The sequence below is a fragment of the Streptomyces sp. NPDC051136 genome (genome assembly GCF_044455745.1).
In the GTDB taxonomy this organism is placed as follows: domain Bacteria; phylum Actinomycetota; class Actinomycetes; order Streptomycetales; family Streptomycetaceae; genus Streptomyces.
Genome location: NZ_JBITFE010000003.1, coordinates 99,283 through 125,845 on the forward strand (window position 1 = coordinate 99,283; position 26,563 = coordinate 125,845).

The following is a 26,563-nucleotide window of genomic DNA, read 5'->3' on the forward strand; positions in this document are numbered from 1 at the left end:
GCGCCGGCTCACCGTCCGCACCGGCTCACCTGCCCCAGGGAAGGTCGCGGCCCAGGACGCGGGCCGCGTGCACGGGTACCGTCTCCGGGCCGCGCAGGACGACGTGCGGCCTGAACGGGGGCTCCTCCACGGCCAGTCGCGGTTCCACCACCCGCTGGGCGAACCGTACGAAGGCGAGTTCCGCCTCCAGCCGTCCCAGCGGCGCCCCGAGGCAGTAGTGCGCCCCGAGCCCGAACGACAGGTGGCGGCCGGCCTCAGCGCGCTCCGTCCGCAGGTGGTGCGGGCAGGAGAACACCTCGGCGTCGCGATTGGCGCCGCCGAGGAGCAGCACCATCGTGGTGCCCCGGCGGATCCGCGTCCCCAGCACCTCCATGTCCTCCCGGGCGTGCCGGTGCACGATCTGCAACGGAGCCTCGAAGCGGAGCAGTTCCTCGACGAGCTGCCCGGCCGTCGACGGCGCCTCGCGCAGCGCGGCCAGGGTCTCGGGGCGGAGCAGCAGCACGTGCAGGCCGCCCGCGATGAGGTTGACCGTCGTCTCGTGGCCTGCGTTCAGCAGGAGCCGGCAGGTCGTCACCACCTCCGTGTCGGACAGCGGGCGACCGTCGGGCCGGGCGGCCAGCAGCCGCGACATCACGTCGTCCTTGGGCTCGGCCCGCCGGGCGTGTGCCAGTTCGGTGAAGAACGCCGTGAGTTCCGCCTCCGCCCGTTCCCGCTCGGCCGCGCCGGGCGCCGGGGCCCCCACGAAGGCCGGGTACGGGTCGACGGCTCGCCCGAGCAGGGAGGAGCGCGTGCGGTACCAGCCGCGCTCCCCGGTGTCGATGCCGAGCACGTGGCAGATCACCGTGACGGGTAGCGGGGAGGCGAGGGCGCCGACGGCGTCCAGGGCGGCTCCACGCGCGAACTGCTCCGCCATGTCGTCGATCAGGTCGTCGACCAGGTCCTTGATCATGCCGGTCAGCCGGTGCGCCGCGTCCCGCGTGAAGTCCGGGGCGACGAGCCGCCGCAGGACGGTGTGCCGGGGCGGGTCGGCGAACAGGAACGAGGGCAGTTCGGCCCGTGGCGTCGCGGCGTCCACCGCACCGCCCGCGCTCTCGTCGCCCCCGGCCTCCGCGCCGGCCCCGGATCCCTGACTCCCGTACATCAGGGCGTGGCGGCGGTCGTTGCTGGCGCGGGGGTCGCGCAGGACGCTCGCGCAGGCCGCGTGGGAGGCGAAGACGACGACGGGGTGTGCGCCGTCCATCCAGACCGGCTCCGCCGCCCGCACCTGGTCGTAGAGCGCGTAGGGGTGGGGTCTGGACCCGGGGTCGAGGATGCGCCGGACCGTGTCGGCCGGACGGCTCGCGTCCGGCGCCTGCGTGCCGGGGCCGCTCACAGCCCCGCCCCGCCGTCGAACACCTCGATGTCCACGTGCCCGGGGACCTCGCCCCGGGCCGCGGCCAGTGCGGCGAACCGCTCGATGCCCGACCGTCCACGGGAGTCGAGGTGGTAGCGCAGCGTGCGGTAGTAGACGGCGAGCTGGGCGGCGCTGAATCCCGTTCCCCGCGCGGCCTCGGCGGCCACGGCGCCGAGCGAGCCGAGGCCGAGGTCACGGGCGCGCAGGAGGGAGCGGTGCGCGGCGGCGACCGCCTCGGGACGGCGCCGCGCGTACTCCCGCCGCACCGCCCACACCGCGAAGACCATGGGCAGTCCGGTCCACTCCGTCCACAGCTTCGCCGTGTCGTGGACCCGGAGCCGGTCGTCGCCCGGCCGCTCGGCGTGCGGCCAGGCGTCGGCGCGGCCGTCGAAGAAGGTCCGCAGCGCCGGGTCCCCGATCACCACGGCGGCGTCCGCCGTGCGCAACAGCTCCGCCGGGTCCGGCGGTCCGGTGAAGTAGTCGGGCGACAGGCCGAGGACGTCCTCCAGCAGGATCCTGGCCAGCAGGACCGTGGTGCGGCTGGTCGCGGTCAGGCCCACGCGGGGCGAGCGGAGTTCCCCGAGGGCGCCTTGGCTGACGATGTTGCAGGACATGACGGCGCCCTCGGCGGCGATGGCCAGGCCGGGCAGCAGAAGCAGCTCGTCGGTGTGGCGCAGGTAGTCGGCGAGGGAGATCGGTCCCAGGTCCAGTTCGCCCGCGACCAGCCGCTCTCCGGCGGCTTCCGCGCTCAGCTGCCGTACGTCCGGCAGCGCACCGGTCCGGGACAGCCCCCACAGCAGGGGGCGGCAGTTCAGAAAGGAGATCAGGCCGACGCGTGGCGCGTCGAGGGCGTCCGGTCGTACGGCGATGACGGTGTGTGACACGTGGACTCCTGGCGTCGTGGGGCAGGCTGCGGGGCGCGGACTACTTCCGCCCCCACGCCTGGACCAGCGCGGGCGCCAGGTCCCAGAAACCGGGGTCCTTCAACAGCGCGTAGAAGTCGCCGAGTTCGTCCGCGGTGAGGTGCCCGCCCGCAATGAGCCGGTCGTACGACATGTCGACGGTCAGGCGCCAGAAGTCCGCGAGCGGGGTGCCGCCGCGCAGGTTCTGGGTGACGGTGCGCGCGCCGACGTCGCGGTAGCCGTAGCCGGTGAAGGAGGCCGGCTGGGTGCGCGACCACCAGCTGTCCGTGCCCAGGGTGCCGCAGATCAGGTCGCTCCACGCCTGCATGACCTTGCGGTACAGGGGATGCGGCGAACTGTCGACCGGGAACCAGCAGAAGGACTCGATCAGGACGAACCCGCCGGGCCGCAGCCAGCCCAGGATGCGGCGCATCACCTCGTCGCGCTGCGGCAGGTGGCTGAGCACCAGGCGTGCGTGCGCCAGGTCGAACGAGTTCTCGGGGAAGGGGTCGCGGGTCACGTCGTGGCGCAGCGGCCGCAGCCGGGGGTGCACGATGCGCTCCAGCAGGGCGGGGTCGATGTCGGTGGCGACGACCTCGCCCTCGTCGGCCCGCTCGCACAGCCATGAGGCGACCGAACCCGAGCCCGCGCCGATCTCCAGACAGCGGGCACCGGAGGCGATCCCGAGGCCGGCCAGCGTCTCCTGGCACAGCGGGTCGAACACGTCCGCCAGGAGCGCGAGCCGGTTCTCCTCGGCCGGGTCGAGAGCGAACAGCGTTTCACCGTACTTTTCCATGGCACATCCTTCGGAAGAGGAATGTTCTCAGGAACAAGATAGGAGTGGAACGCTGCCGCCCGGGCGACGGGAAGACCTTTTGGCAATTAGCTGCCGAACACGCGAGGAGAGATATCGGAAACGGATGAGAGGTATTCAGATTCCGGTACGCGACAAGTCGTCGGCAGAATAGCGCTCCCCGGCGGGGGCGGAGATCGAGTCGAGCCGGAGCACCTGTTCGTCGGAGAGTTCGAGCGACGCGGCAGCGGCGTTCTCCGCAACCCTTTCGGCGCGCTTGGTTCCGGGGATGGGAACGATGTCGTCCCCCTTCGAGAGAATCCACGCGAGGGCGACCTGGGCGGGCGTGGCGCCGATTTCGGAGGCCACCGCCGACACGGCGTCGGCGAACTTCAGGTTCTTTTCGAGGTTGCCGTCCCGGAAACGCGGGGTGGACAGCCTGAAGTCGTCCGCGTCCAGGCCCTCGCGGGTCCGGATCGTGCCGGTCAGGAACCCGCGGCCCAGCGGCGAGTAGGCGACGGTGCCGATGCCGAGCTCGCGCAGGGCGGGCAGCAGGTCCTCGGCGGGACGGCGGCTCCAGATCGAGTACTCGATCTGGAGCGCGGAGACGGGGTGGACCGCGTGGGCGCGCCGCACCGTCTCCAGGCCGGCCTCGGACAGGCCGATGGCGCGCACCTTGCCCTCGGCCACCAGTTCCGCCATGGCGCCCACCGTGTCCTCGATCGGGGTCGCGGGGTCGACCCGGTGCTGGAACAGCAGGTCGATGTGGTCGGTGCCGAGACGGCGCAGCGAACCCTCCACCGCCGCACGGACGTTGCCGGGAGAACTGTCGATGACGTCGGGGCCCGCGCCGGCGTGTGAGACGAGGCCGAACTTGGTGGCGACGACCGCCTCGTCGCGACGCCCCCGCACCGCTTCCCCGACCAGCTCCTCGTTGACGAACGGGCCGTAGATCTCGGCGGTGTCGATGAAGGTCACGCCCAGGTCCAGGGCCCGGCGCAGGGCCCTGACGGATTCCCGGTCGTCGCCGCGGGCCCCGGTGTAGTAGTCGGACATGGACATGGCGCCCAGACCGATCCGGGACGTCTCCAGGCTGCCGAGCGAAACCTTTTGCACGTCGATCCCTTCCTCTCGCGTGGGTCGTCGGGGCGACCGTTCCCGCAGGCAACCTACTGCCCGCCCGTGACCACCACGGCCCGCGCGGCCGTGCCTGGCAGGTATCTGCCAGAGGAATTCCGGGGCTGTAAGGCGAGGTCACGGCGATGGCGTGTCAACAAGCGGCCAGAAGCTTCCCGGCCCGGATCCGCGCTGTTCTAATTCTCCTGGCACGCAGATCCAGTCCGAGAATCTGGAGCAGTCGATGCCGAGAGAAACACTCGGCCCCATGCCCGTGAATGGGGATTACGCACAAGAACAGTTGACGCGGCGCCTGGGGATAGAGATCGTCACGTGTGAACCGGGCCTCGTCATCGGCACCATGCCGGTGACGGGAAACCGTCAGCCGATCGGGATTCTCCACGGCGGGGCGAATGCGGCCTTCGCGGAGACACTCGGTTCCGTCGCCGCTTTTCTGCACGCAGGACCCGGCGGGAACGCGGTGGGGATCGACCTCTCCTGCGTGCACCACCGGTGGGTCTCCTCCGGGACCCTCCACGGCACTGCCGTCCCGCTCGCCGAGCGCATGTCGATGGCGACCTACGAGATCAGCATCCGCGACGAACTGGACCAGCGCGTCTGCACGGCCCGGCTGACGTGCGCGATCCGCCGGCCCAGACCCCGCGGCCCGGCCCCACGCGGTCCCCGCCGAGAAAGGGAGCACCCATGACCACAAGTTCAGCGCCACCGCTGGTGGCCTCCATCGAGCAGCTGCTGGGGCCCGCCGAGGGCCGGTTCTTCGGCCACGGCTTCCGCCGCGTCGCCTACGACATCGCGGACGTGCACGTCGGACCGGGCCCGCAGGGCCGGGCGACGGCGAGCACGGCGGTCGGCGTCCGCTACCCGGCCGACTGGTCGAAGAAGAAGGCCGGTTCGGACCTGCGCCCCCACTTCAGCACGGTCGACGGCATCGTGGTCGCGGCCCAGCTGGCCGAGGTCTGCCTGCGCGGCACCAGCGGCGACCTGCGGGACGCCTGGCTGCGCAGCGTCCGGCTGTCCGCGGGCTCCACGCCCCAGGAGGACCTGGCGGAACTGCGGGCCGAGGCCGTCGTGCGGGGGGCGGAGCCGGTGGCACCCGGCCGCGCGGTGTCCCGTGTGGACAGCGCCATCGGCACCATGCGCGTACGGATGGAGGTCGAGCACGCGACGGCCGACGGGCCCGCGGCCGAGCAGGACGGGACCGCCCTGGAGTCCCTCCTCGGCCCGGCGCGGGAACGCTACTTCGGCACCGGCTTCACCCGGCGCGCCCAGCACATCGAACAGGTCGATGTCGACTCCCGCCTGCTGCGGGCCCGTTCGGTACTGACCCTGTCCCAGGACGACGGCGCGCAGGCGCCCCGCGGCGGTCTGGAAGGCGCCCACCAGCCGTCCGTCTCGGTGATCGACGCGTTCGTGACGGCGCTCCAGCTGGCCCAAGTCATGCTGTACGACCTCGACGGCATGCGCCGCCAGGACAGCAATACGCTCTGGATGCGGCAGACGACCCTCACCGCCACCCGGCCCGACCGCGGTCACGCGGGGCTGCCCGTCCAGGTCGCCCTGGAGGACGCCCAGCTGCACACGATGCGCGGCCAGACCTGGCGGACCCTCGACATCACCGGTGAACTGCCCGGCCTGCGCGTGCGCTCCGCGGTCGCCCACCAGCTTCCGGAAGGCCACCGCGTCCCATGACACGAGCAGCAGTGATCGCCGGCGTGGGCGGCCACGTGCCCGCGCGCGTGGTGACCAACGACGAACTCGCCCAGCGGCTCGACACCTCGGACGACTGGATCCGCAGCCGGACCGGCATCGCCCGGCGGCACGTGGTCGAACCCGGTGTCACCACCAGCGACCTGGCCGCCGAGGCGGGCCGGCGCGCGCTGAAGAACGCCGGCCTGTCCTCCGCCGACCTGGTGATCGTCGCCACCACCAGCCCCGACCGTCCCTGCCCCGCCACCGCGCCCACCGTCGCCGCCAAGCTCGGCCTCGGCGAGGTCCCCGCGTACGACGTCGCCGCGGTCTGCTCCGGCTTCCTGTACGCGCTCCAGGCCGGTGCCGCCGCGGTGCTGGCCGGGCACTGCGAGCACGTCCTCGTCATCGGCGCCGAGGCGTTCAGCACCCTGCTCAGCCCGACCGACCGCACGACCGCGGTCATCTTCGGCGACGGCGCGGGGGCCGTCCTGCTCCGGGCCGGACGGGCGGACGAGCCCGGCGCCGTGCACGACGTCCATCTGGCCAGCGACGGCACGATGGCCGACCTGATCACCATTCGGGGCGGCGGCGCCGAGGAGCGCTCCAGCGGCCTGCCGCCCCGCGAGGAGGACCGCTACTTCCGCATGGAGGGCAAGTCGGTCTTCTTCGCCGCCGTACGCCGCATGACGCAGTCCGCGCGCACGGCACTGTCCCGCACCGGCTGGGACGTGACGCAGGTCGACCGGCTCGTGGGCCACCAGGCCAACACCCGGATCCTGTACGCCGTCGCCGACCAGCTGGGCCTCCCTCCGGAGCGGGCCGTGATCAACATCGACCAGGTGGGCAACACCTCCGCGGCCTCCATCCCCCTCGCGCTGGTGCACGGCATGAACGAGGGCGAGCTGCGCACGGGCGACCGCGTGCTGCTGACGGCCTTCGGGGGCGGCGCGACCTGGGGCGCCGCGACGGTGACCTGGCCCGACCTGCCCCTCCCGTGACCCGGACCCGCACACCCCCATGCCCTTCCGCTCCCTCGCCCCCCTTCGGCCCTTCCACTGAAACGAGGCACCCCATGACCGGCTCCGTCACCACGATGATCATCGAGATCCTCACCGGCAAGTTCGACGTCCCCAGCGAGGAGGTCACGCCCAGCACCGTCCTCGAGGACGTCGAGGTGGACTCGCTCGCTCTGCTGGAACTCTCGCTCCTCCTGGAGAAGCGCCTGGGCATATCCATCAACGAGGGCACCCTGAGCTCCGCGCAGACCGTCGAGGAGGCCGCGGACGTCATCGCGCGACTCGACGACACCGCGCCGGCCGCGGCCTGAAGACGGGGCCGACGTGCGCATCGTCCTGCTGCGGCACGCGGAGACCGACCGCAACGCCGCCGACGAGTTCCAGGGCCAGGCCGACCTCCCGCTGAACGAGGCGGGCATCCGGCAGGCCCGGGACATCGCCCCCGGCCTGCGCGCCGGCGCCTGGGCGGCGGTCTACTCCTCGCCGCTCACCCGGGCGGTGCAGACGGCCTCGTACGCCACGAGCCGTCTGGGCCTCCCGTGCCACCGCGTCGACGGGTTGCGCGAGCGCCATCTGGGAGAGCTCGACGGCCTGCACCGCGCCACCTTCGCGCGGCGTCACCCCGACGCCCTGCGCCGGCTGCTCGTCGACCCCGACTACGCCCCACCCGGTGGGGAGACGGGCCGCGCGGTGCTGACGCGCGCGGCCCGTGCACTGGCCGGCATCGCCCGCGCGGAGCGGGAGTCCGAGGGGGCGGTGCTGGTCGTGACGCACGGGGGCGTGCTGAACCTGCTGACGTCCGCGCTGCGCGGCCCGGCGCGGGAACCGCGCACGCTCGTCGGCACCTGCGCGGCGGCCTGCCTCGACGTGCGGTGGCCCGGCGGCGGAGGGCCGCACGCCCGCCTCCTCGCCCTCGACGTCGCCGTACGTGACTGCGAGACCGGTCACGACGCGGACGCCACGTCAGGACCGGCCGTCGACCTGGACGTCCTCGCCTCCGCCCCGCACCACGCGCCTCCCTCCATCGACACCCCCACCCGCACCCACACCCACACCCACACCCACACCGAGAAGGCATTGCACCCATGAGCATCGAGATCACCGTCGTCTTCGACGTGGAGCCCGACCGTTTCCCCGCCACCGAGGCGGCCTTCCAGAAGCTGTGCGAGGCCACCCGTACCGAGGAGGGCGCACTCCGGTTCGACGCCCTGCGCTCCGCGGACCACCCGCACACCCTCGTGCTGGTCGAGGAGTGGGCCGACCAGGACGCCATCGACCTGCACATGAAGCAGCCGTACGTGGCGGAGTTCCTGACCAAGGTCGACGGTGCCTACACCCGCGCCCCCGCCGTGCACCGCCTGAGCCCCCTCGGTGCCTGACCCATGGCCGACGGCACCCGAGAACAGCCGCGCGTCCTGATCGTCGGCGCCGGCCCGGTGGGCATGGTGCTCGCCTGCGAACTGCTGGCACACGGCGTGCCGGTGGACATCGTCTCCAAGCTGCGCCGGGAGAGCCCGCACTCACGCGCCACCATCCTGTGGCCGCGTGTGCTGGAACTCCTGGACCGCATCGGAGCCGGCCGCAAACTGGTCGACAGCGGCCACTACTTCGACCAGATGAACTACTACTCGCAGAAGAAGATGGTCGGCCTCATCCGGTTCGACCGGCTGCGCGGCGTCACGTACCCCTTCGCCATCACCATCCCCCAGTGGCGCACCGAGCAGGTCCTGGAAGGCCACCTCGCCGAGCTGGGCGGTGTCATCGACTACGACACCACCTTCGTCGACGGCAGCCAGGACCCGGACGGGGTGGACTGCACCCTGGAACTCCCCGACGGGCGCCGGGAGAAACGCCGCTACGCGTACGTCGTCGGCGCGGACGGCTACAAGAGCGCCGTGCGCGAGACCTTCGGCTTCGCGTTCGCCGGACGCACCTTGCGGACCCGCCTGGCCATCACGGACGCGGAGATCCTGGGCGAGACCACCAGCAGCGAAGCCGCGTACTACCTGACGCGCGGCGGCAACATGGTCCTCGCACCGCTCGGCGACGGGATCTTCCGGGTCGGCGCCAGCGTCCCCGACGACTGGGCGGGCGACACCCCCGACCGGGCCTTCTTCGAAACGCTGCTCGCCGCCCGGGTGCCGGGCCGCAGGAAGCTCGGCGAGATGAAGTTCAGCGGTGTCTTCACCGCGCACGTCCGCTCGGCCGGCACGTACGCCCGCGGAAGGGTCTTCCTCGCCGGAGACTCCGCGCACGCCATGAGCCCGTCGGGGGCTCAGGGCGTGAACACCGGGATACAGGACGCGGTGAACCTCGGCTGGAAGCTCGCGGGCGTCGTCCGCGGCGACTACCCCACGAGCCTGCTGCGCACGTACGACACGGAGCGGCGCCCGGCCGTCGACGCGGTGGCCGGCCTGTCGACCCGTCTGGCCCGTATCGGGCTGTACTCCACACGCCGCCAGACGCTCGCCCGGGACCTCGCCTACCGCGTCGGAAGCGGCACCCGGACCCTGGAGAAGGTCCTCGCCCCGCGCCTCGCGCAACTGGACACGCACTACGGCCCGCGCCCCCGGCGCAACACGCTCGTCCCCGGCGAGCGCATGCCCCTGGGCTGGCTGGACGCGGGCGGCGCCCCCGTCCTCGCGGTGGACCACTACACCGTCCTGCTCTGGCCGGGGCTCCAGTACCGGTACGACGCGTGGGCCGCGCTGGTCGTCCCGCTGCGCCGCGCGCTGGCGGGCACGGCCGTCCACGACCTCGGCGGACGCCCGGCCGGCCCGCTGCTGTCCCGGCTGCCGCGCACGGCCCACGCGATCGTCGTACGCCCCGACGGACATCTCGACACGACGGTGCCCCTCGACCCCGGCCGGCCCGAGCACACCGTGCGGGCCGTCGCTCACCTGCTGGACCGGCGCCGCACGGTCCGCCCGAGCGCGTCGGCCGCACTGCAGCCGGCCGGCTGAACGCCCGGCCCGCCACCGAAGCACCTACCGAAACCTCCTACCGGAACCACCTACCGGAACCCCCCCCCGAGGAGACACCATGACCGCCCCGACCACTCCCCGCGTCGTCCTGACCGAGGTGGACGACATGACGCCCGAACAGCGCGCCGTGTACGAGAAGTTCCAGTCCAACCTCACCCGGGCGCTGCTGCTCACCAAGGACTCCGCCGCCGCGCACCTCGCCCTCGGCGGCACCTTCACCGTCGGCCTGCTGAGCCTGCTCGACCGCGAGGTCGTCGTGCTGCGCGTGGCCCACCTGCGCGACAGCGACTTCGAGCGCTTCCTGCACTACCCGCTGGCCCGCAAGGCCGGCCTGGACGACGACGCCATCAAGGCGATCGAGACGGCCGACCACGCCCGGTTGCCGGCCTCCCGCAGCGCGCTGGTCCGGTACGTCACCGAGTGCATGGAGGACCACAAGGCGAGCGCCGAGGCGTTCTTCGCGCTGCGCGAGTTCTACTCCCAGAACGAGATCGCGGAGATCACGCACCTCGCCGGGCACAGCGCCATGACCGCGATGTACCTGGCCAGCCTCGACATCCCGATCGACGAGGGCATCGCGTCCTGGGGCCGGCTGACCGAGGTCCGCGACGCCGTCTCCGGCACGTCGGACTGAGGGAGACGACGTGCGGTACATCCGGCTGGGACAGTCGGGCCTGAAGGTGTCCCGACTGGCCCTGGGGTGCATGAGCTACGGCGAGCCCGGGCTCGGCACCCACCCCTGGTCCCTGCCCGAGAGCGAGAGCCTGCCGTTCATCGCGCAGGCCCTCGACCTCGGCATCAACTTCTTCGACACCGCGAACATCTACTCGCTGGGCACGAGCGAGGAGTTCCTGGGCCGCGCGCTGCGCAGGCTGACGCGGCGCGAGGACGTCGTCGTCGCCACCAAGGTGTACGAGAAGATGACCGACAACCCGCTGTCCGGGGGCCTGTCGCGGTCCGCGATCCTCCGCGAACTGGACGCGAGCCTGACCCGCCTGGGCACGGACTACATCGATCTCTACATCGTCCACCGCTGGGACTACGAGACCCCCGTCGAGGAGACGATGGAGGCCCTGCACGACGTGGTCCGGGCGGGGAAGGTCCGCTACATCGGCGCCTCCTCCATGCACGCCTGGCAGTTCGCCAAGGCGCAGCACACCGCGGATCTGCACGGCTGGACGCGGTTCGTGAGCATGCAGAACCACTACAACCTCCTCAACCGCGAGGAGGAACGGGAGATGCTGCCGTTCTGCCGCGAGGAGGGCGTCGGTGTGACCCCGTGGAGCCCGCTGGCCCGCGGCCTCCTCGCCCGTCCCTGGGACACGGAGTCCGCCCGTACCGCGGGCGACCCCATCCAGGAGCGCTTCTACGGACCCACCGAGCGGGCGGACCGGGCCGTTGCCGCCGCCGTCGCCGGGATCGCGGCCGATCGGGGCGTCCCGATGGCGCGGGTGGCCCTGGCCTGGCTTCTCGGCCGGCCGGGCGTCACCGCGCCCGTGGTGGGGGCGACCCGGCCCGCGCACCTCCAGGACGCCGTGGCGGCGCTCGACCTCGACCTCGACCCCTCCGAGGTGGCCCGGCTCGAAGCCCCGTACGAGCCGCACGCGGTCGTCGAGTACGTCTGACCCCGATACCGATGCTGAACAGGTGGATGTGACATGGGAATAGCCGACTACGCCCTGGCCCGCCCGGCCGGGCGCCGGACCGTCGACGAGGTGAGCCGCGCCTCGGAGTACACGACCGAGAAGCTGGCGCAGATCCTGCCGTCCGGCACCTTCTCGGTGCTCGCCGACGGCGAGACGTCATGGGGCCTGGGCCTGACCGCCGCACGCGCCGTGCTGCGGCGCACCCCCGTGCCCCTCGACGAGATCGGCCTGGTGATCTACGCGGGCTCCAGCGAGTGGGGCACACCGTTCTGGTCGCCCGCCGCGAAGATCGCCGGCGAACTCGGCGTGCGGGACGCGCACTGCTTCGAGGTCTCCAACTTCTGCAACGCGGGCATGGTCGCCGTGAAGCTCGCCGACGACCAGGTGCGGGCCGGCGCCCACCGGCACGCCCTGGTGATCGTCACCGACCGGCTGAGCCGGCTCGTCGACTACTCCACGGGGTACTTCGAGCTGTTCAACTTCGCCGACGGCGCTGCCGCCGTCCTGGTGTCCGCGGAGCGGTCACGGTACGAGGTACTGGGCGCCGCCCACCACACGGACCCCCAGTGGGTGGACTCGTACTACGGCGTGCTGAGGGACGGGGCGGTGAAGGTGGAACGCGGCGACAAGCTCGACGGGCTCGGCGAGGCGTTCCTGGAGAACTTCACGCGCCTCACGCACGAGGTGCTGTCCGGGATCGGCGCGGGCGTCGACGACGTCGCGCACTTCCTGGTGACCCACGGCAACCAGGACACCCAGCGCAAGTACCTCGCGGAACTGGGCGTGCCGGCCGAGCGCAGCGTGTTCCAGTACCACCTGGACGGCCACCTGGGCGGCGCCGACCCCTTCCAGGCGCTGCGCGAGCTGGAGGACGAGGACCGTGTGCACAGCGGTGACCTGATCGTCGTGGCGACGGCGGGCTCCGGCTTCACCTGGGGCGTGACGGCACTGCGCCACGTGTGACGACGGCGTACGAGGGGGCCCGGCGCGCGGTGGATGCCGTCGGTTCGTTCGGAGCCTTGACCACTTCGCCCCGCCGGCCTTCTGGCCGGCGGGGCGAAGCGCTGCGAAGCAGGCGAAGTGCTGTGAAGCGGCGGATGCGGGCACGGGGTGTGCCGGTGAGGTGGGCATCGGCATCCACCCCGTATGACGGACGTACGACGGACGTATGACGGACGTCGGCTCCCAGGACCACGACCGCGTCCTGGGAGCCGACGTCACGCACGAACCCGGAGGAACCACCACCACGCACGGCGCGTCGGGCCCGCTCCCGCACCGTCGGGAACCGGCCTCAGGACTACCAGTCCACGCGCAGCAGACGCAGCGACGCCTCGTGCGGGGAGTCCGGTTCGGCGTGGTAGAACTTCAGGATGTTTCCGTCGGGGAGCTGGGCGGACTGGTACATCAGGTCGAGCTCACCCACGACGGGGTGGTGGAAGAGCTTCGTGCCCTCCACGCAGTTCGCCACGTCCTGCCGGGGCCACAGCGAACCGAACTCGCTGCTCTGGATGATGAGTTCACCGATCAGCTCGGCGAGCCGCCGATCGTGGCGGTGGGCGCCGGAGATGAAGCGCAGATAGGCGACGTTGGCCTCGGACTCCGTACGCCAGTCCGCGTAGAGCGAGCGCACGTTCTCGTCGAGGAAGTTCAGCTTGATGATGTTCGGCCGCAGCTCGGGGTCGTCGGTGAGGGCGAAGTCCAGGTGCGGGGCGAACAGCGAGTGGAAGAGCAGGTTCCAGCCGACGATGTCGCAGCGGTAGTTGAGTACCGCGGCGGCCACACCGTCCAGGGACGCCAGGAGCATGCGCGCCGACGGGCCGAGCTGTCCGTCCTGAGCCGGCCTGGGCTGCCCCGGCTGCTCCGGGGAACCGATCTTCAACAGGTAGTCCTGCTCGTCGTTGCTCAGCTCCAGCGCCCGCGCGATCGACAGCAGCACCTGAGGTGAGGCGTGGGCCGTGTGGGACTGTTCCAGCCGGGTGTAGTAGGTCTGGCTGACCCCCGCGAGGGCCGCCACCTCCTCGCGGCGCAGCCCCGGAACCCGACGCGCGCCCCCCGCGGGAAGCCCTTTCTGCTCGGGCTGGGCCCGCTCGCGCATCTGCCGAAGGTAGCTGCCGAGGTTCGCGTTCATGACATGGTCCACCTCTCTGATTATGGGCGGGGCCGGTGCGTGCGCAATCGGCTCCGTGGGTGTTGGCAGGAAGCGGCCGGTGAGCGCGGTGCGCTCACCGGCCGCGGACGGCGCCCCGCGGGGGAATGTCAGACGGACGCCGCCGGCTTGGGGGAGCGGGCGCGCAGCACGAGCCACAGGATCAGGCCGACGACGACCTGGGCCGTGCCGGTGACGGCGATCGCGGTGTGGATGCCGGAGAGTTCCTGGGCGACCGTGGGGGTGCCCGAGCCGATCACGGCCGCGAAGACCGCGCTGATCAGCGGAATGCCGATCGCGATGCCGACCTGCTGGCTCTGGGTGGCCATGCCGGTGGCCATGCCCTGGGAGTCGGCGTCGGCGGACGACGTGGCGATCACCATGAAGCACAGCGCGGCGAGCATGGAGAAGAAGGCGTTGACGAACTGCGTGACGATGAGCGGCACCAGCCACGCGGAGTCGGCCGACGCCCACGCCCCGAACAGCATGAACGCGCCCTGGAAGAACAACGACACGCCCAGCAGCGACCGCGGCGACACCTTCTGCAGGATGCGGGGGCCCACCACACCGGCGATGATCTGCCCCACGCCGATGCCGAGCAGCACCAGCCCCGCGAGCAGGGACGACAGGCCCAGCACGTTCTGCACGTACAGCCCGGTGAAGAAGATCAGCGCGGTCTCGCCGCCGAAGATGAACAGCGCGGCCAGGTTCCCGAAGGCGATGTCCGGCTTCTTCAGGATCCGCACCGGGACCAGGGCGTCGGCCGTACGGCTCTCGACCACCCAGAACACGCCGAGCAGGACGGCGGCGGCGACGAGGCAGGCACCGGCTACGGCGTCCAGGCCGTCCTCGCCGACCCGGGTGACGCCGTAGATCCCGGCGAACATGCCCAGGGTGATCAGCACGGCACCGGACAGGTCGATCCGGCTGCGCCGCTCCGCCCGGCTCTCGTCCACGACCAGGGGCACGACGATGATGGCCGCGATCGCCACGGGGATGTTGATGAAGAACGCCCAGCGCCAGGACAGGACGTCGGTCAGGACACCGCCGAGGATGGCGCCGACGCTGAACCCGGCGCTCATCATGACGCTGTTGAGCCCCAGCGCGCGGGCGCGCAGACCGGGCTCGGTGAACGCGGTGGTCAGCAGGGCGAGGGCGGCCGGCGTCACGGCCGCGGTGGCCAGACCCTGGAGCGTGCGGGCCAGCAGGAGCATCGCCGGCGTTCCGGCGACACCGCCGAGGAGTGAGGAGACGGCGAGGACGACCATGCCGATGGTGAAGATGCGCCGCCGTCCGACGAAGTCACCGACCCGGCCGAAGACGAGGGTGCAGCCCGCCGCGCACAGCGCGAACATCGTGGTGATCCACTGCAAGCTGCCGGTCGAGAAGCCGAGCGAGACACCGACCTCGGGAAGGGCGACGTTCAGCACGGAGAAGTCGGCGGCCATCATGAACTGGGACGCCAGGAGGACAACGAGCGCCGCCACCTGACGGCCGCTCATCTGCACGGTTGGGGATACCGAGGCCGTCGGCCGCGCGGTTTCGATGCTGGTCATGGCTTCAGCCTGGTGGACCCGCGAGGGGCCAGCCAGCCCTCACTCGACACCATCACAGTCGAGGGTGGCACTGGCAGTGCCACCCTCGACGACCGCGTCCCGACACCCACGAAGCACCGTCCCTCGCCCAGGGCCGCGACCCCCGTGGGGCCGCTACCGGTGAACGCGCCGAGGACGTCGCCGCCCTGGGGACTCGGAGAACCCGGCCCAGGATCGGCCGCGCGCTGGTGGGCCTGAGCGACCGATTGGACGCGTGAACGGGGCCGGACCGTCGCGCGGGCCGGCCCCGGGGCAAGCCACGCGCCAACCTGGCCTGCCGGAAATCCCCGTACCGCTGATGGTGGAGCCAGGAGCGTCAGGGAGGAGCCCATGCTCTGGAACATCGGCAGCCATGAGCGTGTCAGGCAGGGTCCGTTGTGACAAACGGGAGCGGACCGAAGTGACTTTTCCGATGACCCCTAAACGATCATGGAGTGGCCGGGGCCGGTGGCCACGACCTGGAATTCCTGGTCAGTGGGTTGACGCAGATCGCGCCAGAGCGAAAAGCGGGGACCTGGTGGCATACGTAGCGGTCGCCACCCGGCTGGGTCGGATTTGAGGACCGGCTCAGACATGCGCCAACGCACCCGATCGCCCCCTGAGGTGGTGCCGCTCCTGGCAGGATTTCGGGAGCCGTTCAGGAGCGCCTACTCCTCGCGGCGGAATCACATCGGAGCCAGGAGCGTGGTCGTGCGGCCACTGCCGACATCTGTCTTTTTCAATGGCCAGGAGGACCCCTTGCCCAAGCATTCTCCCATCAACTGGTCACGCCGAGTGCCGCGTTTCTCCAGGCCGGCGGGCGTGCGATCGACGGCCACCGGCGCGGTAGTCGTCGTCGTGATCGTTCTTGTGCTGTCAGGCCCCATCTTGAACAGCACCATTGCTGTCGCAGCGCAGGCCGCGACGGCCATCTCCGCCCTGGCAGCGCTCTTCGGCGACGACCGGGTACGGCGCTCAGGCCGAGGGCGCGCCGCGGCGTCGTGCCGGTGACGGGCAACGAACGTGGGGAGGCCAGAACGAGCCGTGCCCTGGCCGGGCACAGCCAGAGCCGAACTCGCCCTGTTCTTACGCAAGGGGCGTTCCCGTAAGGGGCTGAGCTACGCCGAACTGGCCCAGCGCGCCTCGGCGTACAGCGCGGCGACACTGCAGCGGGCGGCCGGCGGCCGGAGCGTGCCAGGACGTCAGGTGGCCCGCGCGTATGCCGCGGTCTGCGGCCTGGACGTCGACGAAACCGATCGGTTGTGGCTGGCGGCTCGCCGTGAGGAGCACGCGGAGGAGCACGCTGGGGAGCGCAGATCCGTCCCCAAGCCGCGCATGATGCGAGACCTGGCGGACCTCGGCGCCGGGCTGGCCGACATCCACGAGCGAGGAGGGGCGCCCTCGCGCCGCGAGATGGAGCGCCGAGCCCGGGCCGCCAGAGCCACGCTCTCCAGCAGCGCGGCCCAGCGCATTGTCAGCCGCCGGCAAGTACCCAGCTCACCCGAACAGTTGGTCGCCTTCCTGCGCGCCTGCGAAGTACCCGAGAGGGACCACGCAGAATGGCTCCAGGCATGGGCACGCGTGCGGCAGCACCACGCAGCGGACCTGAAGACCTCCAGAACTCTGCTCGACCTCCAGGAGGCCGAGGCGGCGGAGGACCCGTCCGGGAGGGTGACAGCCGAGCAGGCCGCCCGGCTCCTGTCCTCCGCCGGCTACTCCCCTGCCGAGCGCTACCGGGGCTACAACGCGCCTTGGACGGTGCGCTGCCGGCTGTGCACCGCGGTGAAACGGATTCGGCTCTCGGACGAGGCCGGCGGCCGCATGAAGCAGTGCGCACAGTGCCACGACGCTGCGGAGCGCACCGTCCAGGAGGTATGGGCCGCCCTCTTCGAACAGCAACGATGGAAGGAGAAGGGCATGCCGCCCACAGAGGCGGAGCTGTTGCGCAGATGCCGGGTCGCCGGCGTCGAGCTCCGCCAGTCCCAGCTGCACATCACCATTGCGGCCCCCTCCGAAGTCTTCGTCACTGCCGGACTTGCCGACACCTCCGCCTGGGAGTCCCTCATAGCCGACGCCGTACGGGAAAAGTTGACCACCGTCTCCGAGGTCATCTACGTCACCTACACCGACCGGCTGAACTGAAGGCACCCTGCCTCCGCGGAAGATCCGGCGAGATACCCCGGGTATCGCGGTCACACCCGCTCACGCATGACATCGCGCAGCCCTCGACCGCGCACGGCAATCAGCCACCGGAACATAAAAAGACCAGGTCACGAGTCATGTGACCTGGTCTGTTCAGAGCCGCCTTCGGGATTCGAACCCGAGACCTACGCATTACGAGGGCCCGCAAGATCATGACGACTGGTGATCCGTTATCACGCTCAGTCCAGTTTTAGCTGGTCAGAGACTTGTCGGCCTCGACGGAGTGACGCTCAATTCAACGGGTGCTGTCTCGTCCGCTCACGCATCGCTCACGCAGAGACGTGGTCTGGGCAGGCCATAAAGCTCCTGCCCAGAAGAACGCCCTACTCGAGGATGTCCAGCGTCGGCAGGCTATCCACGATCTTCATCGTCTCCAGACTGACCGTCACGATCCGCTTGAGGAGGTCGATGATGTAGCGCGGGTCATCAGACCAGTCGTTGGGGTCGTTGGTGATCTCCGATGCCTTGTCGACCTTGACCTGGTACCGGTCGATGATCCACTCAATCGCGGAGCGGGCGCCGAGTTGGTAACGATATGCCTCGTCCGGGATGTTGGTGAGGGTCACGCGATGGTTGTAGACGATCGTCGAACGGTCCGACTGCCCCTTCGCCTTGGGAATCTTCATCTTGGCGACCCGGTATAGCTCACGCGGCGGAGTGCCTGATGAGTCACCGGTGACGTTCTCCACGATGCCGCCGTACGGATCGGCCTGCTCGTAGTTGATGTGCAGGTCGGAAAGCTTGCGGCCGGCCTTGGCGAAGCCTTGGAAGTCGCGCACCTTGGGGACACGAGGGAGGGACTTCTTCAGGTCGGCGGCGAAGCGTTCGCGGTACTCCGGAGAGTGAAGCAGGCCATACGTGTAGTGGAAGATGTCGTCCTTTGTTAGGGCGGGATCGTCGTACCGCTTCTGGAAGTCGCGGAGCGCAGCATCGGTGATGTTGTCGACGCGTTCGTACGCTTCGTCTCCACCTCCGAAGTCGAATCCCCCCTCGATCGCCAGCTCGCGGTAGGTACCACTGGGGCAAGAGGTGGTCGCACGTGGCACCGCAGGCAGGGGAACCCAACGCCGTACTGGCGGGGTGCCTCGACGAACTCGGGTGGAGCCCGAAGGCTCTCGCTCGCAAGCTCAACAGGGTGTTCGGAGCTGGGACGGTTGCTGAGTCGGCGCCTTACCACTGGCGGGACGCCGGCTCGTTGCCGCGCTCGCCGTTACCGATGATGACGGCCTACGTGCTCTCCCAGGAGCTGGGTAGACCTATGTCGGTGGCCGAACTCTGGCAGGGCCGCGTGGGCGACTCTTCGGCGCTCGTTCCGGCCGACACGGATCTCGCACGGCCCTGGACCGTGCAGGGCATGGAGGCGACCGTGGAGGATTGGGTGATGGGAGGGCTCGTCGACCGACGCCGGTTCCTCGCGATCTCAGGTGCGGGGCTCCTCGCGATCGTCGCCCAGTACCTCGACGGCACCGCGGGGCGCGGCCAGTACACGCATCGGATCACACCGTCCATGGGTGCCGATCCGCTCGTGGACCAAGTCGAACAGCACCTGCCTATGCTCTCCGCGCTCGATGACGAGCACGGTGGGGCACGGCATCTCCCTTACGTAGGTGCCCAGTTCCGTGCGGTCGGCCTCCTGATCCGCGAGGGCGGTCACGCTCCCGCCGTCGCGAGCCGTCTCATTCGCGCGCTCGCGGAGATCGGCCAGCTGGCCGGCTGGATGGCGTTCGACGCTGCCGATCACGGTCTGGCGCAGCGCTACTTCGCCACGGCGCTACGCGCGGCGCATCAGGTCAACGACCTGCCCCTGTGCGCCCACGTTCTCGGCGACCTCTCGTTCCAGGCCGCGAGCCGGGGCCACCCGGCCGACGCCATCGCACTCGGCGAAGCCGCCCGCCGCGCCAGCGACGCCGCACCGCCGGCCGTACGGGCATCCGTCCTGTCCCGGCTCGCGTACGCGTACGCCACCGCCGACCGTGACAACGACTTCGCCCACACCCGTGGGGCCGCACGCGAACTGATCACCAGCCGGGACGGCGCCCAGGAGGAACCCCGCTGGATGTACTTCCTCACCGACAACCACCTCGACTGCCAGGCCGGCTACGGCCTTGTCCAGATGGGCCGCGCCCAGCTGAAGACGGACGGTGGTACGCGGGGCCGACGCTTCCTCGCCCAGGGTGCGGAGATGCTCCGGTCCGGGGCGTACGACGTCCCGCGCGGTGACCCCAGCCAGCGCAGGGCCATGTTCGAAGGGGCCTGGCTGGCCCTGGGCTACAGCGCCCATGGTGATCTCAAGGCCGCCTGCGAGGTCGGCCAGATCGTCACCGACCGCCTCGACGTCGTGCGCTCGCCACGCAGCGCGGCCCTGCTCCACCAGCTCGCCGCAGACCTGCGCCGCCGACAGCGCAACGCCCACGTTCGCAGCTTCCTGTCGACCCTGGAGCACGCCCTCACTCAACATGCCCCGTCGACACCACCCGGCCGTTAGGGTCAGGATCATGGGCGCAGGGGAGCGTGTTGTCGTTGTCGGGGCTGGGGTGGCAGGGCTCACCACCGCCGTCGTTCTCGCCGAGGCCGGCCTCTTGGTGCATGTCATCGCCGAGGAGGTGCCGGGCGTCACCTCGCTGGCGGCCGGGGCGATGTGGGGTCCGTACTTGGTCGAACCGAAGGACAAGGTCGACCAGTGGGGACAACGGTCGCTGGAGATCTTCCGTAGGCTGGCCGAGGATCCGGCCACGGGCGTCCGGCTCACCAGCGGCATCGAGGCATCCCGCACGGCCGAGGCGCCACCGGACTGGGCGACCGCCCTGCCCGGCTTCCGGCCGTGTGGGCCGGCTGAACTACCGGCCGGTTTCTCGGCCGGCTACCGGTTCACCGTGCCGCTGATCGACATGCCCACCTACCTCGACTACCTCCTGCGTCGACTCGATGCCGCTGGGGGAATAGTCGAGCGGCGACGCCTGGGCTCACTCTGGGACGCCGCCCCGGCCACCGTGATCGTCAACTGCGCGGGACTGGGTGCCAAATATCTACTCCCTGACCCTGGTCTCCGGCCCATCCGCGGCCAACACGTCGTCGTCACCAACCCAGGGCTGACCGATTTCTTCTCCGAGGACACCGGCCTCTCACCAGACCTACTGTGCTTCTACCCCCATGGCGACACCGTGGTCCTCGGCGGCACGGCCATCGACGGGGAGGGTGGCCTAGCCCTCGACGACAAGGCGGCAGCCGGCATCCTCGCCCGCTGTGCCGAGGTCGAACCCCGTCTTGCCGCAGCCCGCGTACTTGAGCATCGGATCGGCGCCCGGCCCACCCGGGCCTCGGTCCGGGTGCACGCCGACCGGCGGGAGGACGGCGCTCTGGTCGTGCACAACTACGGGCACGGCGGTGCTGGCGTCACGCTCTCGTGGGGGTGTGCCGAGGAAGCTCGTGGACTACTCACGGGGAAGTGAGCCATGACGGACCAGAACCCATGACTGGATCGCTGTCCCGGCCGCCCGCAACTGCGGCCGGAGTTTGTCTTGGGCGCGTGGGACTCCTGCAAGTGCGCCCCGAATCTCACGGGCCTGGACAAGCTCCGCTACGTCGCCGAACAGACCTTCGCTCTACTCCACCAATTCGAGCGACTGACCGTGCGGTGGAAGCACCGCCTCGAATTCAACAACGCCTTCGTTTCGTTGGGCTGCAGCCCCCATCTGCTGTCGACGACTCAAGAAGGCCACGCCATGATCGTGCTATGAGCTCGTAGAGGCCGCATGACGACGACGCCTAACACTCCACCAAGTCCACACTGTGTGCCCGATGAGGGCTACGGCGACAACACACGACAGAAAACGAATCGTGATCCACGTTGTCTCGACACTGACAGACTGCGCGCTTGCTTCCGTACTCAGGCGTTGCGACGTCTCGTAAAAGGCGATTAGGGGAACGAGCAATCGGAACGGCAGTCCACCGACTCCGGGTATACGAGCAATATTCCCCAGGAACCCCACGGGACCCCCGCAAATAAAGGCCGCTACAATCCAAAATAGGATTCTGGAGACAAGCTCATCTCCGGAACCCACAGAGACAACCTGTCCAGTCGTCGCAGCAGGACTCAAAAACTTGAAAATGTAGTACACCATGACCCCGACGGTCAGAGCCGAGGACGCCAGGAGCGTCGACTCTATTCTAGACCTACGGAAATAGCCGACAAGAAAAGCAAAGCATGCCCACGACCATCCCCCAGAAAAGGCAGCGGCCACTGCTTGACAGATCGAGTTATCGAACTTGGCTGCGAACGGGCCGAGCGCGCCAAGCGCGATGCCCGACACGAGAGCTACCGCGATAGGCACGACACGATCACGCGAAAAGTACACGTTTTGCCTAACTCTGCAGTCGGTCACCGATCATAAACCGCGTCGACCCGAGGCATCCATACGGGATTCCGTGCAGATACCTCGGGCCGGAGTGAAGTCACCCGAACCGACCCTCAGGCGCCATCAGGAGGAGAGCCGGAAGACGCGGGCTCAGTACTTGGCGTAGAAGGTCTTGCACGTGTACGCCGCACCTCTCGTCAGGTGAGCCATGGAGGTGTTGCCTGCGGCCTCAACGCTCTTGTTCGAGTCTCCAGCGATCTGCACGGTCGAACCGTGCATCACACTGTAGTGGTAGTAGTTCGAGTAGCAGTACTTGCCGTTCGATACGGAGTACCAGCCGTAGGCCCACTGGCCGCCACCAACCTCGATGGTGGTCATCGGCGTGACACTCCCTGCCGAATCATCGATGGTCAGTTCCACCACACCCCATTCTTTGGGGTCCCCCAGCACAGCCGGAGGCTTCACGCCGTCTCCTCGGCTGTGGACGGTGACGTTGGCGACGACGCCGGCGCCAGCCTGAGAGCTGTCCGCTGCGGCCGGCGCGGCGAGAACGCCAGTGGCCAGCGCTGCGCTTGCCGCCGCGAGCGCTATGGATCTACCGGAACCCTTCATAATGCACCCCTCCCCTTGACCTCCCCAGCGGAGGTCACGAGAGGATCTTGCTCAGGTCTACACCTCTCAGTAAAGGAGAACGAAGGCGATTGACCGGAAAGCAGTCGCCGTCCACTTTGTACATTTAATCCAATTGCTCAATATTCATCCCAAGGGGTTTGATACGGTTTGCCCAAATAGTCCCACCTGGACGCGCACCTCCCGCTACTCCCATTGATGTCATGCAAGGTATGGCCGCTGGCTGATTACCAATCTCGACTTCACCCTTGTCACCCTTCCACCCCTCCCCCTTGGTTACAATGGCAATTCGATCAAGTGCCTTTCGATCGAAAATCACAAGACGTTTTATCGGTGGATGGCCGCCCGGGCGGCAACTGGTGGTGTGACTAGTTGAGCGGTCGAGATACTGCGGTTTGGGTCGTTGCATATCCCATTCTAGTGACAATGAGGATCGTCACGCATTGCAGGTGCAGCAATGGACTGTCCGACCGCCCAGCATTTGGCGTTACCGTCAGCTATATATCGCCAGACTCACTCCCCGCTCTCCTCGCTCTGCTTCTGACGGCAGCGATCGATTCAGAATTGCAGCAAAATCCCATGCCAGACCGTCAGGGGAAAATGCGAGTACCTGCCTTGGTGACTGACCCGACTTCCTTACAGCCGTGGACGCTTGGTGGAGCGAGCAGTCTCGGGAAGCGAAGCGGGCTGTGTCGCATCCGATCCCAGATCAGTCGCGGATACCCGCATGGTGGTGCGTCGGCGGGCGGCTTCCGCTCGGGGGTTGGGTGCGGGGTTGCGGCTGGTGTGTTGGATGCGGGTGATCAGGACGCGAGCGGGTTGGCGGGCTGTGGTCAGTTCGCGTTGGACGGCGGCTTCCTTGAGGAGCTGGTGGGGTTTGTGGCCGCCGGCTTCGGCGTCGGCGAGGACGGTGGCGAGGGCGGGCCAGGCTGGGTCGGTGAGAATGCGGTCGGCGTGGTCGGGGATGGCGGCGCGGAGGTCGTGGACAAGGGTCCGGTGGGCCTGCTCCCTGGGTTGACGGGTAGCGAGGCTGTCGAGGACGGGCGTGAGGGCATGGTCGGCTGCCGCCTGAAGGTGGTGGAGGGTCTGGCGGGCAGCTTCGGTCTGGTGGGCGTGGCTTCTTGCGTCGTGCCAGTGGGCGGCGAGGACCGTAGCCCAAACGAGGGCGGCGAGCAGGGTGGCCAGGGCACTTGCATCGGGACCGGTGGCGCTGTGGGCGATGTCGCGGGCGGCGGTGCGCAGGGTGTGGGCGGCCTGGTTCTCGGCGCGGATCTGGGAGCGCTGGGCGCGAGCGAAAGCTCGAGATGCGGCTCGGAGTTCAGCTTGGAGGTGAGTGGGGACTTTCTGGGCGGCCGCCTCGATGAGTTCGCCAAGCGCGGTGATGCGGGCCTGGGCATGAGTGTCGTCGGCCATGTCGGTGCGGAGACCGTCAAGGGCGTCGGTTGCCTGGTGCCAGGGGGTAGCAGGTTGGTCGCGGCGGGCGGTGGGGTGCTCCTCCGGCGCGGTGGTTTCGAGGCGGGCCTTCAGTTTGGGGAGCGTGAGGTCGGGGGCGACCTTTCCGCCGGGGTGGAAGATCTGTTCGCCGTCGCTATTGAGGTCGCCGGGGCGGCCGACGGCGTAGCCGAGGAGGTCTCCGGACGGTCCGCGGCGGGGTTTGACCGCGATGCCGTCTGCTTCGAGGTAGGCGAGGAGTTCCTCGGCGCTGCCGGCGTGGGGAATGGCGGCGCGGATGTGGTCCTGGAGCCAGTCGCGGCTGGTCTGCTCCCAGCCAAGCCGTTCGGCCTTGTGCATCTCGGGTTGGCTGGGCCGGCGTCCGGCGGTGCGGTCGCCCTTCTTCAGCTGCCGTAGGCCATAGTCCTTCTCGATCTGGCGGCAGGCGTCACCGACGCGGACGCCGCTGTCGTGGAGCCTGGGGCGGCGGCCGTCTTCGCGGACGGTGGTGGCAAGGATGTGGATGTGGTCGTCGGCGTGGCGTACGGCGGTCCAACGGCAGCCGAGGTCGTCTCCGGCAGGGGCGATTCCGGCGGCTTCGACGATCCGCTGGGCGATCTCGGCCCACTCGGCGTCGGAGAGGCGGCGGTCTTCTGGGGCTGCGCGGACGGGGCAGTGCCAGACATGGTCGGTGACCTTCTTGCCGAACTCGCTGTTCCGAAGCTGGACAGGCTCGTCGAGGTGGCGAGCGAGCTGGGTGAGGGTGGCGTCATGGTCACGACCGGGGTCTGGCATGCCGAGCATGGCGAAGCCGGCGACGATGTGCGGGTCGGTGTGCTCGTCGTGGCGACCGGGGCCGTAGAGGTAGGCGAGTAGGCCACGGGTGTTGGACCCGGCCGGTTTGATGGCGGCGATCACGCTACCTGGTCCTTCCTGGTACCAGCGGGTTCACGCATGGCCTCGGCGATCAGCTCCAGCAGGCGGTCCAGCTCGCCGAGACGGTGACGGATATCGGGCGGAGTCAGGTCGCTGTTGAGGGCACGGGCGATCTGGTTGACGTTGACGCCGATGCGGTTGAGCTCGCGCAGCACCTGGGCACGGAACATGTGGGTGCGGCGGCGGTCCTCGGACAGCGGTAGATTCGCCGTGAACCGGCCGCTGATGAAGGCGAGGACGACGTCGGCGGCGAAGCCGGACTCCCCTTTGTAGCCGTGCTCGGCGGCGGCCTCCTGGAGCCTGACGTGCTCGACGCTGGTAAACCGCATCGGACCGACACGGATGGTTCGCTTCGTGCCGCTGAAACGACGGATCGCCGGCTGAACGCTCTGCACGTCTCCCTGAACGGCCGCCGGGGTGGCTGCGGACTCGGAGCGGAGAATCTGCTGCTGGACAGCGTGCAGAGTGTCCGGATCGGGGCTGCCCTCGGCCCCGACCTCCTGGTCCGGCGCCCCCTGGCGTCGGGCCGTCTCCGCAACTCCCGGGGCGGAGACCCCCGAAGACCGGCCTTGAGTCGGACTCGGGGTACTACTGGCTCCGCCAGGGTCCGTCCGTCCGAACGCCCGTCGCAGATGTCCCAGCAGCGTTGGGGAGTGCGACGACACAGGTGTCTCAGCGTCGGTGTCTTCAGGCGGGTGCTCGTCGTGCGTCAAGGAAGCTGCTCCAGGTACGGCCGGCAGGCGGAGCGGAGATGCCTGCCCGGCAGGGTCGTCGTGCTGTCCACAGGGTGTGGAGATTGGCTGGGCGGTTGGCCGTCTGCTCGGGTGACCGGAAGGGTTCCGGTCACCCGAGCAGACGGCGGTCAGCGCTTGGAGACATCGATCCCGGCGGCTTCTAGTTCCGGCCGAAGCAGTTCCATCACCTCGGTCTGCCGCTCACTGCCGATCGTCAGGTCCCGGTCCTTCACTGCCGCTCGGAGCAGGCCGCGCGTGAGTTTGCCGTGCTGGTGACCGGCGGCCCGGCCGATATCCGCCAGCTCCGCGATGGTCGCCTTCGCCGGACGGCCACCGCTCGGTTTGCCCTCCGGAACCTGTGCCGCGGGTTCCGTCCGCTCACCGCCGGCGGCTCGTGAACCGGCAGGAGCGGCGTCTGGCAGGTGGCTGTGACTGAAGTCGCCGACCGCTTGCTCCGGCGTCTGTACGGAACCGGTGTTCGGAGAGTCGTCGGACGGTGCGACGAGCTGGTGGATCTGTCGCATGAGGACGCCGAAGGCGACCATCGCGGCGGCCGGAGGGACGGCGGCGACCACGTAGTCGAGGAACGGGACGGTGCGTGCGTTGCCCGTGCCGCTGACCCCGGCGACGTTCAGGGCTATGGAGCCGACCGATCCGACGGCGGTCACGGCGATCGCCCACGGGTCCATGACGCGGCGCAGTGCCGCGCGCAGCATGAGCAGTTCGCCCGCGACGATGAACGCGTCCAGGGTGGCGGGCCAGGCCCAGCGGCGAATGGGCGACGCTCCGAGCCCGTGCTGGCCGGCGACGTCAGCCAGGTGCGCGTAGGAGAGCCAGAACGCTCCGGCGGTCAGGGCGACGATGACGATGCCGGCCGCGCCGAGCGCGAACTGCTCGGCGTCAGCCTTCCTTTTCGGTCGCCCTTCGCTGGGGACGTCATCGTGCGGCTGTGGGGCTTGCGTGAGGGGCGGAGTGGTCAAGCGGAAGGCTCCTGG

Annotated in this window: 24 protein-coding genes and 1 pseudogene; 13 read left to right on the plus strand and 12 right to left on the minus strand. The window is 69.7% G+C overall.

The window, feature by feature from the left end; all coding sequences use genetic code 11:
• Positions 1-25 precede the first annotated feature (25 nt).
• The 4 genes from ACIBCJ_RS09645 to ACIBCJ_RS09660 form a co-directional block, all read right to left on the minus strand.
• The gene (locus ACIBCJ_RS09645; RefSeq protein ID WP_365979311.1) at positions 26-1,372 is read right to left on the minus strand and encodes a cytochrome P450; all 1,347 of its coding nucleotides are present in this window, start codon (positions 1,370-1,372) and stop codon (positions 26-28) included.
• Positions 1,369-2,277 carry a menaquinone biosynthesis protein gene (locus tag ACIBCJ_RS09650; RefSeq protein ID WP_362511839.1) on the minus strand — a complete coding sequence of 303 codons (909 nt, stop codon included), beginning with the start codon at positions 2,275-2,277 and terminating at the stop codon, positions 1,369-1,371. The genes ACIBCJ_RS09645 and ACIBCJ_RS09650 overlap by 4 nt, the downstream gene beginning before the upstream one ends.
• A 40-nt stretch (positions 2,278-2,317) precedes the next feature.
• Positions 2,318-3,091: a methyltransferase domain-containing protein gene (locus ACIBCJ_RS09655; RefSeq protein WP_362511842.1), complete on the minus strand. Its 774-nt coding sequence runs from the start codon at positions 3,089-3,091 to the stop codon at positions 2,318-2,320.
• 135 nt (positions 3,092-3,226) lie between these two features.
• Positions 3,227-4,204 carry an aldo/keto reductase gene (locus ACIBCJ_RS09660; protein ID WP_362511845.1) on the minus strand — a complete coding sequence of 326 codons (978 nt, stop codon included), beginning with the start codon at positions 4,202-4,204 and terminating at the stop codon, positions 3,227-3,229.
• 151 nt (positions 4,205-4,355) lie between these two features.
• On the opposite strand from ACIBCJ_RS09660, the gene ACIBCJ_RS09665 reads away from it, so the two are divergent.
• From ACIBCJ_RS09665 to ACIBCJ_RS09710, 10 genes are all read left to right on the plus strand, one after another.
• Entirely contained in the window at positions 4,356-4,913 is a 558-nt protein-coding gene (locus tag ACIBCJ_RS09665; protein WP_365979312.1) for a hotdog fold thioesterase, read from the plus strand.
• A complete protein-coding gene (locus ACIBCJ_RS09670; protein WP_365979313.1) occupies positions 4,910-5,914 on the plus strand; it encodes an AvrD family protein in 1,005 nt (334 codons plus the stop codon). The genes ACIBCJ_RS09665 and ACIBCJ_RS09670 overlap by 4 nt, the downstream gene beginning before the upstream one ends.
• Positions 5,911-6,912, plus strand: coding sequence for a beta-ketoacyl-ACP synthase III (locus ACIBCJ_RS09675; RefSeq protein WP_365979314.1), 1,002 nt, complete (start codon positions 5,911-5,913; stop codon positions 6,910-6,912). Before ACIBCJ_RS09670 ends, ACIBCJ_RS09675 begins: the two co-directional genes overlap by 4 nt.
• Before the next feature lie 74 nt (positions 6,913-6,986).
• Positions 6,987-7,241: a phosphopantetheine-binding protein gene (locus tag ACIBCJ_RS09680; RefSeq protein ID WP_362103993.1), complete on the plus strand. Its 255-nt coding sequence runs from the start codon at positions 6,987-6,989 to the stop codon at positions 7,239-7,241.
• Positions 7,242-7,254: 13 nt separating this feature from the next.
• The gene (locus ACIBCJ_RS09685; RefSeq protein WP_365979315.1) at positions 7,255-8,019 is read left to right on the plus strand and encodes a histidine phosphatase family protein; all 765 of its coding nucleotides are present in this window, start codon (positions 7,255-7,257) and stop codon (positions 8,017-8,019) included.
• Positions 8,016-8,309 carry a putative quinol monooxygenase gene (locus ACIBCJ_RS09690; protein ID WP_365979316.1) on the plus strand — a complete coding sequence of 98 codons (294 nt, stop codon included), beginning with the start codon at positions 8,016-8,018 and terminating at the stop codon, positions 8,307-8,309. The genes ACIBCJ_RS09685 and ACIBCJ_RS09690 overlap by 4 nt, the downstream gene beginning before the upstream one ends.
• 3 nt (positions 8,310-8,312) lie before the next feature.
• Positions 8,313-9,893, plus strand: coding sequence for an FAD-dependent monooxygenase (locus ACIBCJ_RS09695; RefSeq protein WP_365979317.1), 1,581 nt, complete (start codon positions 8,313-8,315; stop codon positions 9,891-9,893).
• 79 nt (positions 9,894-9,972) lie between these two features.
• A complete protein-coding gene (locus tag ACIBCJ_RS09700) occupies positions 9,973-10,548 on the plus strand; it encodes a carboxymuconolactone decarboxylase family protein (protein ID WP_362104002.1) in 576 nt (191 codons plus the stop codon).
• 10 nt (positions 10,549-10,558) lie between these two features.
• On the plus strand, positions 10,559-11,539 hold the full coding sequence (locus ACIBCJ_RS09705; RefSeq protein WP_365979318.1) for an aldo/keto reductase: 981 nt from the start codon (positions 10,559-10,561) through the stop codon (positions 11,537-11,539).
• A 33-nt stretch (positions 11,540-11,572) separates the two neighbouring features.
• Complete coding sequence (locus ACIBCJ_RS09710; RefSeq protein WP_365979319.1) at positions 11,573-12,523, plus strand: ketoacyl-ACP synthase III family protein; 951 nt, start codon at positions 11,573-11,575, stop codon at positions 12,521-12,523.
• A gap of 334 nt (positions 12,524-12,857) precedes the next feature.
• Here the strand turns inward: ACIBCJ_RS09710 and ACIBCJ_RS09715 are convergent, their stop codons facing one another.
• The 3 genes and pseudogenes from ACIBCJ_RS09715 to ACIBCJ_RS09725 all read right to left on the minus strand — a co-directional run.
• The gene (locus ACIBCJ_RS09715; RefSeq protein ID WP_365979320.1) at positions 12,858-13,688 is read right to left on the minus strand and encodes a helix-turn-helix transcriptional regulator; all 831 of its coding nucleotides are present in this window, start codon (positions 13,686-13,688) and stop codon (positions 12,858-12,860) included.
• Between the two features lie 128 nt (positions 13,689-13,816).
• The gene (locus ACIBCJ_RS09720) at positions 13,817-15,262 is read right to left on the minus strand and encodes an MFS transporter (protein WP_365979321.1); all 1,446 of its coding nucleotides are present in this window, start codon (positions 15,260-15,262) and stop codon (positions 13,817-13,819) included.
• A 101-nt stretch (positions 15,263-15,363) separates the two neighbouring features.
• A pseudogene (locus ACIBCJ_RS09725) lies at positions 15,364-15,453 on the minus strand (site-specific DNA-methyltransferase); the annotation flags it as partial.
• An 871-nt stretch (positions 15,454-16,324) separates the two neighbouring features.
• Between ACIBCJ_RS09725 and ACIBCJ_RS09730 the strand changes: the two are divergent.
• Positions 16,325-17,422: a helix-turn-helix transcriptional regulator gene (locus ACIBCJ_RS09730; protein WP_365979322.1), complete on the plus strand. Its 1,098-nt coding sequence runs from the start codon at positions 16,325-16,327 to the stop codon at positions 17,420-17,422.
• Positions 17,423-17,805: 383 nt separating this feature from the next.
• Here the strand turns inward: ACIBCJ_RS09730 and ACIBCJ_RS09735 are convergent, their stop codons facing one another.
• Complete coding sequence (locus ACIBCJ_RS09735) at positions 17,806-18,528, minus strand: type ISP restriction/modification enzyme (RefSeq protein WP_365979323.1); 723 nt, start codon at positions 18,526-18,528, stop codon at positions 17,806-17,808.
• On the opposite strand from ACIBCJ_RS09735, the gene ACIBCJ_RS09740 reads away from it, so the two are divergent.
• Together ACIBCJ_RS09740 and ACIBCJ_RS09745 are read left to right on the plus strand one after the other, a co-directional pair.
• Complete coding sequence (locus ACIBCJ_RS09740) at positions 18,522-19,967, plus strand: carph-isopro domain-containing protein (RefSeq protein ID WP_365979324.1); 1,446 nt, start codon at positions 18,522-18,524, stop codon at positions 19,965-19,967. The genes ACIBCJ_RS09735 and ACIBCJ_RS09740 overlap by 7 nt on opposite strands.
• Before the next feature lie 10 nt (positions 19,968-19,977).
• Positions 19,978-20,931, plus strand: a complete 954-nt coding sequence (locus ACIBCJ_RS09745; RefSeq protein ID WP_365979325.1) for an FAD-dependent oxidoreductase — start codon at positions 19,978-19,980, stop codon at positions 20,929-20,931.
• A gap of 1,056 nt (positions 20,932-21,987) precedes the next feature.
• Here ACIBCJ_RS09745 and ACIBCJ_RS09750 read toward each other — a convergent pair.
• The 4 genes from ACIBCJ_RS09750 to ACIBCJ_RS09765 form a co-directional block, all read right to left on the minus strand.
• A complete protein-coding gene (locus ACIBCJ_RS09750) occupies positions 21,988-22,449 on the minus strand; it encodes a lactococcin 972 family bacteriocin (protein ID WP_365979326.1) in 462 nt (153 codons plus the stop codon).
• 654 nt (positions 22,450-23,103) lie between these two features.
• Positions 23,104-24,816: a relaxase/mobilization nuclease domain-containing protein gene (locus ACIBCJ_RS09755; RefSeq protein WP_365979327.1), complete on the minus strand. Its 1,713-nt coding sequence runs from the start codon at positions 24,814-24,816 to the stop codon at positions 23,104-23,106.
• Complete coding sequence (locus ACIBCJ_RS09760) at positions 24,813-25,163, minus strand: MobC family plasmid mobilization relaxosome protein (RefSeq protein WP_365979328.1); 351 nt, start codon at positions 25,161-25,163, stop codon at positions 24,813-24,815. The genes ACIBCJ_RS09755 and ACIBCJ_RS09760 overlap by 4 nt, the downstream gene beginning before the upstream one ends.
• 533 nt (positions 25,164-25,696) lie before the next feature.
• The gene (locus ACIBCJ_RS09765) at positions 25,697-26,548 is read right to left on the minus strand and encodes a DUF2637 domain-containing protein (protein ID WP_365979329.1); all 852 of its coding nucleotides are present in this window, start codon (positions 26,546-26,548) and stop codon (positions 25,697-25,699) included.
• Positions 26,549-26,563: the final 15 nt, after the last annotated feature.

Bases quoted from the DNA above. Each gene is read 5' to 3' on its own strand.
- ACIBCJ_RS09690 (WP_365979316.1), top strand. From the start codon at position 8,016: ATGAGCATCGAGATCACCGTCGTCTTCGACGTGGAGCCCGACCGTTTC.
- ACIBCJ_RS09680 (WP_362103993.1), top strand. From the start codon at position 6,987: ATGACCGGCTCCGTCACCACGATGATCATCGAGATCCTCACCGGCAAG.
- ACIBCJ_RS09700 (WP_362104002.1), top strand. From the start codon at position 9,973: ATGACCGCCCCGACCACTCCCCGCGTCGTCCTGACCGAGGTGGACGAC.
- ACIBCJ_RS09760 (WP_365979328.1), bottom strand. From the start codon at position 25,163: ATGCGGTTTACCAGCGTCGAGCACGTCAGGCTCCAGGAGGCCGCCGCC.
- ACIBCJ_RS09695 (WP_365979317.1), top strand. From the start codon at position 8,313: ATGGCCGACGGCACCCGAGAACAGCCGCGCGTCCTGATCGTCGGCGCC.
- ACIBCJ_RS09715 (WP_365979320.1), bottom strand. From the start codon at position 13,688: ATGAACGCGAACCTCGGCAGCTACCTTCGGCAGATGCGCGAGCGGGCC.
- ACIBCJ_RS09670 (WP_365979313.1), top strand. From the start codon at position 4,910: ATGACCACAAGTTCAGCGCCACCGCTGGTGGCCTCCATCGAGCAGCTG.
- ACIBCJ_RS09720 (WP_365979321.1), bottom strand. From the start codon at position 15,262: ATGACCAGCATCGAAACCGCGCGGCCGACGGCCTCGGTATCCCCAACC.
- ACIBCJ_RS09710 (WP_365979319.1), top strand. From the start codon at position 11,573: ATGGGAATAGCCGACTACGCCCTGGCCCGCCCGGCCGGGCGCCGGACC.
- ACIBCJ_RS09750 (WP_365979326.1), bottom strand. From the start codon at position 22,449: ATGAAGGGTTCCGGTAGATCCATAGCGCTCGCGGCGGCAAGCGCAGCG.
- ACIBCJ_RS09675 (WP_365979314.1), top strand. From the start codon at position 5,911: ATGACACGAGCAGCAGTGATCGCCGGCGTGGGCGGCCACGTGCCCGCG.
- ACIBCJ_RS09745 (WP_365979325.1), top strand. From the start codon at position 19,978: ATGGGCGCAGGGGAGCGTGTTGTCGTTGTCGGGGCTGGGGTGGCAGGG.
- ACIBCJ_RS09655 (WP_362511842.1), bottom strand. From the start codon at position 3,091: ATGGAAAAGTACGGTGAAACGCTGTTCGCTCTCGACCCGGCCGAGGAG.